Source organism: Granulicella aggregans (assembly GCF_014203275.1).
Lineage (GTDB): Bacteria > Acidobacteriota > Terriglobia > Terriglobales > Acidobacteriaceae > Edaphobacter.
This window is the reverse complement of the sequence record NZ_JACHIP010000049.1, coordinates 1-9,018: the sequence shown is the minus strand read 5'-3', so window position 1 is coordinate 9,018 and position 9,018 is coordinate 1. Positions and strand designations below refer to the sequence as shown.

General features: G+C 54.3%; 6 protein-coding genes and 2 pseudogenes. 6 read left to right on the top strand and 2 right to left on the bottom strand.

Annotation, left to right across the window (positions count from 1 at the left end):
* The first annotated feature begins 107 nt into the window (after positions 1-107).
* A complete protein-coding gene (locus tag HDF16_RS32320) occupies positions 108-803 on the top strand; it encodes an IS6 family transposase (protein ID WP_184224425.1) in 696 nt (231 codons plus the stop codon).
* A 46-nt stretch (positions 804-849) separates the two neighbouring features.
* Here the strand turns inward: HDF16_RS32320 and HDF16_RS29470 are convergent, their stop codons facing one another.
* Positions 850-1,836: an alpha/beta fold hydrolase gene (locus HDF16_RS29470; RefSeq protein ID WP_184224423.1), complete on the bottom strand. Its 987-nt coding sequence runs from the start codon at positions 1,834-1,836 to the stop codon at positions 850-852.
* A 197-nt stretch (positions 1,837-2,033) separates the two neighbouring features.
* Between HDF16_RS29470 and HDF16_RS29465 the strand changes: the two genes are divergently transcribed.
* From HDF16_RS29465 to HDF16_RS29455, 3 genes are all read left to right on the top strand, one after another.
* Positions 2,034-2,333 (top strand): PadR family transcriptional regulator, encoded by a 300-nt coding sequence (locus HDF16_RS29465; RefSeq protein WP_246410488.1) that lies wholly within the window; start codon positions 2,034-2,036, stop codon positions 2,331-2,333.
* A 9-nt stretch (positions 2,334-2,342) separates the two neighbouring features.
* Positions 2,343-4,970, top strand: a complete 2,628-nt coding sequence (locus HDF16_RS29460) for an ABC transporter permease (protein WP_221313412.1) — start codon at positions 2,343-2,345, stop codon at positions 4,968-4,970.
* A gap of 357 nt (positions 4,971-5,327) precedes the next feature.
* On the top strand, positions 5,328-6,824 hold the full coding sequence (locus HDF16_RS29455) for a UvrD-helicase domain-containing protein (RefSeq protein WP_184224417.1): 1,497 nt from the start codon (positions 5,328-5,330) through the stop codon (positions 6,822-6,824).
* Between the two features lie 227 nt (positions 6,825-7,051).
* Here HDF16_RS29455 and HDF16_RS29450 read toward each other — a convergent pair whose 3' ends face one another.
* Positions 7,052-8,026, bottom strand: coding sequence for an NAD(P)-dependent alcohol dehydrogenase (locus HDF16_RS29450; protein ID WP_184224415.1), 975 nt, complete (start codon positions 8,024-8,026; stop codon positions 7,052-7,054).
* Positions 8,027-8,389: 363 nt separating this feature from the next.
* On the opposite strand from HDF16_RS29450, the pseudogene HDF16_RS29445 reads away from it, so the two are divergent.
* Together HDF16_RS29445 and HDF16_RS29440 are read left to right on the top strand one after the other, a co-directional pair.
* A pseudogene (locus HDF16_RS29445) lies at positions 8,390-8,687 on the top strand (transposase); the annotation flags it as partial.
* 2 nt (positions 8,688-8,689) lie between these two features.
* A pseudogene (locus HDF16_RS29440) lies at positions 8,690-9,018 on the top strand (IS6 family transposase); the annotation flags it as partial.

The window sequence follows — 9,018 nt, the reverse complement described above, 5'->3', positions numbered from 1 at the left end:
CAACGCACCGCCCAAAGGATGATCTCGCCTTCAAATTGACGCCACTTGAACTCTGACATGACCAGCTCCGCTCGGGTTCAGCCCATCTTCACGCGACCACCGAAAACTTGCAACAGAGCCAGACCGTCCGGGAATGGTGTCGGAAGTTCGGCACCCTTTATGCTGCGCAGCTTCGAAAGAGTCGGCCTCGCATCGGTTCGAAATGGCACCTGGATGAAGTCTTCCTCAAGATGAACGGCGTTCAGCACTACCTCTGGCGGGCTGTGGACCAGAACGGCGTCACCATCGATATTCTGGTCCAGCCGAAGCGGGACCGCTGGGCGGCACTGCGCTTCTTTCGTAGGCTATTGTGTGCCGCGGGAGGAGCTCCGCGCGTGATCATCACGGACAAGCTGCGAAGCTACGCGGCAGCCAAGAGACAGATCCTGTCCGAGGTAGAACACCGACAGAGTCGTTATCTGAACAATCGATGTGAAAACTCCCATCAGCCTACACGGACTCGCGAAAGGCAGATGAAGCGTTTCCAGAACCCCGAACAGGCACAACGTTTTCTCCACCTTCGAATCCATCAACACCGCTTTCCGCTTCCGTCGCCATCTGCTCTCAGCAGCCTGCTATCGACGTCGGCTCACGCAGGCACTTCAACTCTGGCGCGCTACGGCTCTTGGCGTGGCACTTCCGTAGAACATCGTCTCGCAAAAACCTCTTGCCCGATCGAGGATGCACATCGGACCGTTAAGTTGACGATGCCCTCGCGACGGCTAAGACGATGCCAGCGGTTCGCAGGTAGGCAGGATGCCTGAGGCCCAAGAGAGGGTTCGCGTCGCACTTGGGGATAACGTGACGCGTTTAGTTAAGCCGTTTGAGGAATGCCTTCATCTCTTTGACTACCTCGGCTTCATTCGACTTGTAGACCGCATGCTGTGCGTGGGGAATCCGTACCACTCGCGCTGTTGGAACCCCAGCCTCAAAGCTGTCTGCCAAAGGTCCAAATTGTTTTAGATCCCATGCGTCTGCTGCATCCCGCTCGGGGCCAGGAGGAAGCCCATGATCGTGGGGCAGGGCAAAGATCGCAAGCACCGGACAGTTGATCTGTGTATAGCGTCGCTCACCATGCAAGGCAGCTATCTCAATCTTTCCTTCAGGCGTGGCCCGTTCCTTGACAACGTCCGCATATGCTGTTGGGGCCATGTCTGGCGCATGGGCCCAGTCTCTCGTCTGTTGTTGCAAGTCTTTCTCGTACTGCGGGAGTGCACCGATCACTGCGTCAATTGCTGCCCTGGTCTCGGTTGGAGATATAGCGCTCAGCACATCATTCAGGCGTCGCTTTAGCTCAAGAGTGTCAATCTGGAAGTCTCCTCGATCACTTGGAGAGAAGGCGTACCGATTTGCTGCATCGAGGTAAATTAGCCCTGCAACCCGATTCGGAAATCGGGTTGCTATCGAACTCATCTCCTCGCCCGCAAAAGAATGACCCGCCAACACTGGGCGTTCTATCTTGAGAGCGGTGAGCACGGAAAGGACATCATCCCCGAGACGATCTGAGTCGTAGTTGTCATTCACTGGTTCTGGAACGTCCGAAGCTGGATATCCCCGGCGAGTAATCCCGTAGACGTGATGATCTTTGGTAAAGTTCATGGCGAACGTATCAAAGCTGTGTGCTGTACCCCCTAGCCCTGCCAGGAAAACGAGTGGTTCGCCTGTCCCACCCCAGTCCAGAACTTCGAGCTTGACTCCAGGCTCTACTGCTACCATTTCTACCCGATGTGCAGACACATCTGTTGTCGTTACCTGCGCGAGCGCTCCCAAGCAGGCAGTCGCGATGAGGAAGATCAAGCCAATTGATCGCATGTGGAGCCTCTCTAGAACCGAATGTTTCACAGATGAAGCCAGCGTTGCGTTACGAATATGTGGTCTCCATGATACCCCTTGACAACTAGGTGTTGTATTTCTATCCTGTCGCTAAGGATTGACCCTTTCTCAGGGTCTGCCAAAGGTGGCCGCGTTTGGGGAAGAATGATCTCCAAGGCACAATGGATCTGTTGGTGCTCAAGACTCTTTCGCAGGTTGGTCATCTGCATGGCTACGGAATCGTGCTTCACATCCAAAGAGCATCTGAAGACCTCCTCCACGTAGAAGAGGGCTCACTTTATCCGGCACTTCACAGGATGGAACAAAATGGCTGGATCAAGTCGGAGTGGGCTCTCACCGAGACAAATCGCAAAGCGAAATTCTACCGACTATCGCCGGCAGGGAAGAAGCATCTAGCCGATGCCGAGAATAGCTTTAATCAGCTTGTCCGTGGTATTCGGTCCTTAATGCAATATGCCTGAGGCACTCCGATGTCCCTATTCGCCCGAATGAAGACACTTTTTGGCCGCTCGGCTCTCTCCAAAGAGATCGAAGATGAGCTGAATTCTCACATTGAGATGCGGATAGCCGATAGTGTCGCCGCTGGCCTGGACCCGGATGTCGCTCGTCGGGATGCGCTTCTGAGATTCGGCAATCCCACAAGCATCAGGGAGCGCACTGCTGCAATCGATACCGTTCTTCTGGTTGAAACGGTCGCTGCGGACTGCCGCTTCTCGATTCGACAACTAAGACGGAGCTTTGGTTTTACGACGGCTGCAATCTTAGCGTTGGCATTAGGCGTCGGCGCAAGCTTGGCTGTTTTCATGTGTGTTGACGCAGTGCTCATCAAGCCATTGCCCTATGTTCATCCAAACCGTCTGGTGGACGTGACGGAAAGCTCCTCTCTGCTTTTACGAGACCTCACTTCTTACCCAAATTACTTGGATTGGAAAAGACTCAACAGTGCCTTCATTTCACTGTCAGCCTGGACGCCTACCTCGTACACGGCGAAGACGGCGCTAGCTACCGCCCAGGTTTCGGGAACACGGGTAAGCGATGATTTCTTTCGCACATTGGGCGTCTCTCCACAGCTCGGGAGAGACTTCTACCAAGGTGAAGATTCGCCGGAAGCCACGCCCAGTGTGCTTTTGAGTGCTGATGCGTGGCGAGAGTGGTTCGCGGGACGGGGTGACGCAATAGGATCACAGATCATCCTGAGTGATAAGGCCTATACGGTGATTGGCGTATTGCCGGAAGATTTCTATTTTGCACCAAGAGGCCTCGCCCAATTTTGGACGCCTGTGGGGAGCCTCAACAAGGCTGATCGGAGACGTAACTATCACAACTGGTTCTGTGTTGCTCTCCTGAGAGAGAAGACTCCGATCGATAGCGCAAGAGCCAACCTGACAGCTATCGCTGCAAGTCTCTCCAAGCTGTATCCGGATTCCAATGCAGGGAAGACAGTCAGGGTTGTTTCCTTAGCGGACGCTACGTTTGGAAGCGTTACTTCCATTGTGACCTTTCTTTTTGGCTTCGTCTTGCTCCTTCTCTTTATCGCAGGCGCAAACGTGACAAGTCTTATCATTGTCAAATCCAGAGGAAGATCGCAAGAAATCGCCATTCGGGGAGCCCTTGGGGCATCTCGTGCGCGCCTCTTGATTCAATTTGTGACTGAAGGAGTGCTATTGGCAGGGGCAGGGGTCAGCTCTGGTTTAGTGCTTGCAATCTTGGCGGTCAGAAGCATGAAAGCGTTCATACCTGAAGAAACGTTATTCGAGATGCCTTATCTCCGTGGCGTTCACCTTTCATTCCACGCTCTAACCTTCGCCCTGGTGGTGTTCCTTTGCTTGGTTGCGGTGTTTTCGGCTGCTCCCATGGCGCGTTTGCGTTCAAGCCGCTTGCAAGCAGATTTGAGCGTGGGGACTAGAACTATAAGAGATCCTGGGTGGCGTCGCTTAATATCAGCGCTCGTTGTCCTTGAATTGGCGATGGCGGTCGTCTTACTGGTCAATGCGGGCCTTCTTGGTAAAAGCCTCTACCGTTTGCTTAGGGTCCCCTTGGGCTTTTCGCCTCAAAACCTTTCAACGCTAACGATTCTGAGCCCAACAAAGACGTATGGCACTCCTGTCCTGCAAGCGGCGTTAGAGAAAAGCATCACTGAAACAATCAAGCAACTTCCCGGTGTAATAGGAGTCGGGGTCGGTCATTTACCTGTCAGTGACAATAGACCGGAGACGTTGATCAGGGTCCTCGATGCACCTTTTCATGGAGAGCACAATGAAGTGGGGTATCGAGTCACCAGTCCTGACTTCTTCAGAACCATCGATGCCACACTGCTGAAGGGACGTTTCTTTTCAGAAAGCGATGATTCTAATAAGCCACCTATAGCAATCATCAACATGGCGCTGGCAGAAAAATACTTTACAGGTCAGAACCCCATCGGGAAGCGAATCGGTAATGCCGATCTTTCAGTTGTTCGAGAGATCGTGGGTGTTGTCGCAAATGTTAGAGAGGGCTCCCTCGATGAAGATATCTGGCCCGCTTTGTACGTACCTTTCAATCAAGCGCCGGTGACTGGCTATTCGCTTATTGTTCGAAGCTCACGGACTGACAAAACCCTCCTCCCGCTGTTGGTCGCTGCCATTCATCGGTTAGACGCAGACATCTCTACCTACGATCTTGTTTCCATGAATGAGGAGATTGATCGATCTGAGTCATCCTACTTGCATCGATCCGCAGCTTGGTTCATGAGCAGTCTAGCCTTGCTAGCGATGATCCTCAGCCTGATAGGACTGTATGGATTAGTCACTTATTCGGTCAGCCAAAGAACCTGGGAGATCAGCATTCGCATGGCCTTGGGGGCACAGCGGAAAGCAATCTTCGAACTCTTTCTCAAAGAGTTCATTTGGCTAATAACAATAGGGCTTGCCTTAGGTGTTGCATGTTCCTTGGCGATTTCGATGTCCATGCGCAGCTTGTTATTTGGAATAACCGCGTCCGATCCCTCAACTATTTTGGTTGTGGCCGCAGTCGTTACGATGGCCACCTTGACTGCAACCCTCGTTCCCGCGACCCGCGCTGCTTTTATGAACCCCGTAGAGGCCTTGCGTGGTGAATAAGAAGGAAGTGGCCAATCCCTCCATAGCTGGACGCGGCTCGATCGTGTTGATCTCCTTCGAGGCTTAGCGATTTATCCGTGCTGATGAACCATCTAACATGCAGCTTGCCGACGAGATTCTCCGTGGACTCGCTGCTTGTGGACATCACTCCCGAGTTTATCGAGTGTCTAAAAAGCCAACTATACATAAGATGCGTTATCGGACGTAAGTGATTTGCAATCAATTACTTATACGGTACCACCCAACGCGCCCAGAGTCACCCCGCCTTCTCTCAACTTGAGCATAAGCGACGATAGGGTCGCGCGGTCTTTTACAGCCGAGAGCGAATCACCATGGAACGAATAGGATCAGTCATGAATGTTGCATGCAGATCCACCCTCACTTCAACCCGTTGCTGAGCAGCGCCTCGCAGTCGAGCTTTTTCTTGCCGGCGGGAATCTCCGGATCGACGCCTATGCGGGAGCGGGCAAAACAACTACGTTGAAGATGCTGGCTGGCAGCAAGCCCTCTTCGGCTCTCTACTTAGCCTTCAATCGCTCGATTGCTTCCGAAGCCCGTGGGCGTTTCCCGGCGCATGTGAAATGTGCAACGACGCACTCGATCGCGTTCCGGGCAGTTCGAAGGAGCTTGCGCTATCCAGAGTGGAAGCTCACGGAAAGCCTGACACCCAACCTGATCCTCCAGGCATTTCGTCTGCCGGAAGAGATTACCTTCCATTCAGGAGTTGTGCTTGAGCAGAAGTCTTACGCTGCCGTCCTTCGCGACGGTTTGAAGCTGTTCCTGCAAAGTCGCGATGCGGCTCCCTCGACGTTGCATGTCCCCCGCTGTGGAGCCTTTGAGCGGCTGAGCTCTGAACAGTTCGAAAGCTTTGCGAAACAGGTCGCTGAGCACCTTGGATATCTTTGGTCGAACATGCTCGACCGATCTAAGGGGCTGCCGCTCGGGCATGATGGCTATCTAAAACTATGGGCGCTGTCGAATCCTCTCGCACAGGCTGACTACATCATGGTCGACGAGGCGCAGGACCTAAACCCAGTCCTGTTAGAAGTGCTAAATCGATCAGATTGCCAGATTGTCTATGTGGGCGACGCGAACCAGCAGATCTATGAGTGGCGCGGGGCTGTGAACGCAATGGACCAGGTTCAAACACGCCATCGCTGCTTACTGTCACAGTCCTTTCGTTTTGGTCGTGAGATCGCGGCGGCGGCGACTATCGTCCTTCGAACGCTAGGTTCCCGAGAGCCGCTTCGTGGCTCTACATCCGTCTCCTCTCACATTGGTCGCGTCAAGCCAGACGCCCTACTTGCTCGCAGCAATGCTGCAGTGATGTCCAACGTCCTTAGGTGCCTTACTCGAAACTTGCGATGTGCCGTGGTTGGCGGAACGAAAGACTTGGAGCGTGTCCTTGCAGATGTTCAGCGAGTGAAGCAAAATCAACCTGGGCAGTCCCCGGAACTAGTCGGGTTCCAAGGATGGAAGGACGTGATGAGCTTCAGCAATCGGCCCGAGGGTGAGGGCTTGCGACCACTGGTCAATCTCGTTCAGGAACACGACGAGACTCGTATTTTGGGAGCGCTCTCTAAATGTGAGTCCAATGAGTCGACAGCGCAGGTCATCTGTTCGACTGCTCATCGATCCAAAGGAAGAGAGTGGGACTACGTGTATCTCGACTCTGATTTTGAAGCTGGCTTCCTGAGAGCGAAGCGCCTCGGGTCAGCGGAGGCGGCCAAGGCCACCGCCTCGGAGGCGAGGCTGCTGTATGTTGCCATGACCCGAGCAAAACTCGGGGTACAACTGCCACGGGAGGTGGCAAAGCGTTTCGGCATCCGCGACACCGGCCAATACACTATTTGACTTCGAGTTCGCGAAAAACGGGGTGTCGGCAACTTCGACCGCTCGGACGATCCGAGTGGAATGATTGCCGAAACACAGGCGGTTTTCGGAAACTGAGCTGGCTTGATCACTTAGTATCGCTACTCTTTCCGCTGACAAGAAGCTTTCGGGGCAGTACGGTCCTGGCCATTGGTTCAATGCGGTACGATCCGAAACATACAAGTCGCTTTTGTTGCAAGGACGCACTCCTAGGCGATGGCGATCACGACTTTGCCGCGAACGTGGCCGGACTCCACTTGGCGAACAGCTTCTGCAATCTCGCGCAGAGCGTAGGTGCGGTTGACAACGGGAACTACCTTTCCTGCCTGGACTAGAGCGGCGAGAGTTGCCAAATCCCCGGAATTGACTTTGGCGAACAGACCAGGCATCTTCTGACTGACAAAACGCGACCGAATCGCATTCGCAAGCAATCCCGAGAGCAGATTCCATGTGCTGTTCTCTGGGCCGCCGCCGCCACACGAGATGTACGTTCCGCGCGGATGCAATGCACGCAAATAGTCGGCTAACGAACGATTGCCGACCAGATCAAAGAGCAGATCATAGAGTTTGGTTGACCGGGCAAAATCCTCGCGCGTGTAATCGATCACTTCGTCCGCCCCAATTGACCGGAGAAAGTCGATATTACCGGTGCTGCATACCCCTGTGACACGCACGCCAAGCGATTTGGCAATCTGCACGGCGAAGGTTCCCACTCCGCCCGCTGCCCCGTTGATGAGAATAGCTTGTCCTGTCTGGATATCGCCTTTGTCACGCAAGCCTTGCAGCGCGGTGATTCCAGCGATAGGTAGGCATGCGGCTTGTTCAAACGAAATCTCTTGCGGCTTCACGGCGAGCTGCGATGCGACAGCGCAAGCATATTCCGCAAACGACCCTTTGGCTGTACCGAAGACTTCATCGCCGATCATGAATTGTGCAACCTTGGCACCGACTGCCTCAATTGTCCCGGCGACATCGGCGCCAAGCCGCGGAGACTTCGGCCTGCTCATTCCGGTAAACAGGCGGATGAACGACGGTGTACCGCGCAGGAAGTGCCAGTCATACGGATTCACCGAGGCGGCGTGAACCCGGATCAGGACCTCGCCCTCTGCTGGCGTGGGTTTTGGGATCTCCTGGAATTCGAGCACATCCGGAGAGCCGTAACGGCGATAGACGACTGCTTGCATCGACCCATGTCCAATTCAAGAATCTTGTCGGCAATCATACGCGGAGTCGTCGGAGAAGGTGTGGTATCTAACTTGCGGACTTCGTTCGACAGCGAGTGATTCTCTGGTTCGGAAGTCGATTTGCACGAAAAACGGTTTCGGCTACTACGCGCGATTCTGCAAATCCCTCCACACTGTTTCCGATAACAACGTTATGGAAAACTACGCATCCCGATTAGAAGCACCATGATCTACGCCGTGTCCTAGCTAGCGACCAGGAACGTAATGATGCAGCATACAGAGCCCAGAGCGAAACACAGAGGTCGCGCAACCCACGCTGGCCAACTCTGCCTCAAGGGACAGGGTATTGGGATCGTGGACGGGTTGCAAGGCGGCTTCGGTGGAGAGGATTTTCTTCGCGAGCTGGTGCAGCGGACCCGTGCAGCAGGTTTTAGAAGCGGAGATGACGAGTTTTCTGGGTGCAGGGAGCTACGAGCGCAACGGCGAGCGGCGCGGCTGGCGCAACGGGTACAAGCCTCGGACGCTGAAGACGCGAGTGGGCGAGCTGGAGTTGATGGTTCCGAAGGACCGGGATGGCGAGTTCCAGACGGAGTTGTTCGAGCGTTACCAGCGCAGCGAAAAGGCGCCGGTTCTGGCGATGCTGGAGATGTATGTCGAGGGCGCTGGCGAATGGACGAGACTTACGTGAAGGTTCGCGGCAAGTGGGCCTATCTGTACCGGGCGCTTGACAAGGAAGGAAACACGATCGACTTCTATCTCTCGCCGACTCGGAACGCCAAAGCGGCGAAGCGCTTCCTGGGAAAGGCGTTGAACGGTTTCAAGGCTTGGGAGAAGCCGAGGGTCATCAACACAGACAAAGCGCCTACCTACGGCATCGCGATTTCGGAGTTGAAGACCGAAGGCAAATGCCCTGAGGAAACGGTGCATCGACAGGTCAAGTACTTGAACAATGTCGTCGAAGCCGATCACGGCAAACTGAAGGAACTGATCCG

What these genes read in the sequence shown, in the direction of transcription:
- HDF16_RS29465 (WP_246410488.1), top strand. Translation starts at nt 2,034, where the DNA reads ATGGATCTGTTGGTGCTCAAGACTCTTTCGCAGGTTGGTCATCTGCAT.
- HDF16_RS29455 (WP_184224417.1), top strand. Translation starts at nt 5,328, where the DNA reads ATGTTGCATGCAGATCCACCCTCACTTCAACCCGTTGCTGAGCAGCGC.
- HDF16_RS29450 (WP_184224415.1), bottom strand. Translation starts at nt 8,026, where the DNA reads ATGCAAGCAGTCGTCTATCGCCGTTACGGCTCTCCGGATGTGCTCGAA.
- HDF16_RS29460 (WP_221313412.1), top strand. Translation starts at nt 2,343, where the DNA reads ATGTCCCTATTCGCCCGAATGAAGACACTTTTTGGCCGCTCGGCTCTC.